The sequence below is a fragment of the Synechococcus sp. R6-10 genome (assembly GCF_047461815.1).
Taxonomy (GTDB): Bacteria; Cyanobacteriota; Cyanobacteriia; order Thermostichales; family Thermostichaceae; genus Thermostichus.
Window position 1 is genome coordinate 1 of sequence record NZ_JANSHW010000557.1, and the last position, 2,186, is coordinate 2,186.

The 2,186-nt window shown below is 59.1% G+C and carries 3 protein-coding genes; all 3 read left to right on the plus strand.

Going from position 1 to position 2,186, the window contains the following annotated elements; genetic code table 11:
* On the plus strand, positions 1–592 hold a 592-nt coding region (locus NW837_RS13720; protein ID WP_414332167.1), incomplete at its 5' end, for an ABC transporter permease.
* Complete coding sequence (locus NW837_RS13725; RefSeq protein WP_011429071.1) at positions 589–1,482, plus strand: ABC transporter permease; 894 nt, start codon at positions 589–591, stop codon at positions 1,480–1,482. The genes NW837_RS13720 and NW837_RS13725, both read left to right, overlap by 4 nt.
* Positions 1,483–1,486: 4 nt before the next feature.
* Positions 1,487–2,186: ATP-binding cassette domain-containing protein (locus NW837_RS13730; protein ID WP_414332168.1), on the plus strand; the 700-nt coding region annotated here is incomplete at its 3' end.

Sequence of the window (2,186 nt, forward strand, 5' to 3'; positions counted from 1 at the left end):
GGTTGACCGCGGTATTCGTCTTTACGCCTACACCCTCGCCTCTTCTCCCCCTTTCTGGGTGGCGCTGCTACTCTTGATCGCGTTTTCGGTAGAGCTGGGTCTAACACCTATCTGTTGCGCCGCGCCACCTGGCGCGTTGGCGGAGGAGGTGACTTTTTGGCAGCGCTTACACCACTTGCTCTTGCCTGCTTTCACCCTAACTGTCATCGGCGTTGCCAACATCACCTTGCACACTCGTCAGAAGCTCATTGACGTGTTGCACAGCAACTATGTGCTGTTTGCTCGTGCCCAGGGGGAAAGCCTGGCTGGGATCCTGTGGTACCACGGCTTGCGGAATATCTTGCTGCCTGCGCTGACGCTGCAATTTGCCTCCTTTGGGGAACTGTTTGGTGGCTCAGTGTTAGTGGAACAGGTGTTTGCTTATCCAGGACTGGGACAAGCAACGGTACAGGCAGCTTTGCGCGGTGATGTGCCTCTGTTGGTGGGCATTGTGTTTTTCAGCGCCTTGTTTGTCTATGCCGGCAATACCCTAGCTGACCTGTCCTACCAGATTGTCGATCCACGCATTCGCCTTGGCGGGAGGATAGGATGATCCCTTTTGCATCGCCTCGTGTTGCTGCTGCTGATGCCGATGGGGGGATGAAATTCTCAGAGTCCTCTGTCAAAGGAGAGCGCAGGCGGCAGACTCTGTGGGCAATTGGACTGTGTGCTTTTTTTTTGGTGTCTATCCTCTGCAGCGCTGGGCTTATCGGCGATACCGGACTGAGCCCGAACCTAACTCAGCGGAATCAGCCTCCTTCCCTGGCCCATCCCTTCGGCACCGACTGGCTGGGGCGGGATATGCTGGCCCGATCCTTGCACGGGATGTCCCTTAGTCTGTGGGTAGGCATGCTGGCTGCCGCCGTCAGCGTGGTGATCGCCGCTGTTTTGGGTTTGGTGGGTGGCACGGTGGGAGGCTGGGTGGATGCCTCGATCTGCTGGATGATTGACCTATGTTTCAGCCTGCCTCACCTGGTGGTGCAGATCCTTATAGCTTTTGCTGTCGGCGGCGGAGTTCGGGGAGTCATTGTTGCCGTTGCCCTCACCCACTGGCCCAGCCTAGCGCGCCTGGTGCGGGCCGAGGTGTTACAGGTCAGCAGTTCTGACTATGTCCAGAGTTCTTACCGACTGGGCCGCTCTTCCCTCTGGGTTGCCCGCTACCATATGATGCCTCACATTTTGCCCCAGCTCCTAGTGGGACTTATTCTGCTGTTTCCCCACGCCATTTTGCACGAAGCAGCCCTCTCATTCATTGGGGTAGGTATTTCGCCGCACCTACCGGCCATCGGCATTATTCTGGCCGAATCCATGCGCCACCTCTCCACCGGCTACTGGTGGCTGGGGGTTATGCCTGGACTGCTGCTGCTGCTGTCGGTCAAGGCTTTTGACTGGCTGGGAGAAAACCTGCAGGCCCTTCTCAATCCGCGTACGGCTCAGGAGTAGGGAAATGTTGGTGGTCTCCGGCCTAAACATTAGGTTCAGCCGATACGAGCGGGGGCTGCGCCGCCGCTACCTTCAGGTGATTACAGATCTGGATCTGGAGGTTAAGGCAGGGGAGGTGGTGGCAGTGGTGGGGGCCAGCGGATCGGGCAAAAGTTTGCTGGCCCATGCCCTCTTGGGTCTTTTGCCAGAGAACGCTACCCTGCGCGGTACTCTCCTATTTCAGGGGCAGCCCTTGACCCCTGAGCGGTGTAGGCAACTGCGCGGCAAGGCCATTGCTCTCATCCCCCAGTCTGTGGACTACCTGGATCCCCTCATGCAAGTAGGATCCCAGGTACAGCGGGTAGCTCGGCTCAGCGGTGCCTCCCAAGGCGAGGCCCGTAGAGCAGTGAGCCGCATCTTTGCCCGCTATAGCTTGCCGCCGGGAACAGAGGGCCTCTACCCTTTCCAGCTCTCCGGAGGCATGGCACGGCGGGTGCTGGTATCGACGGCGGCAGTTAGCAGAGCCAAGCTGGTGATAGCCGACGAGCCCACGCCAGGCTTGGACGCGGAGGTGGTGGCTGAGACCCTTGCCCATCTGCGGGAGCTGGCCCAGGAGGGCCGAGGCGTTATGTTGATTACACACGATATTCAGGCGGCGTTGTCGGTGGCAGATCGAGTGGCAGTCTTCTATGCGGGCACTACAGTCGAGATGGCCTCGGCTCAGG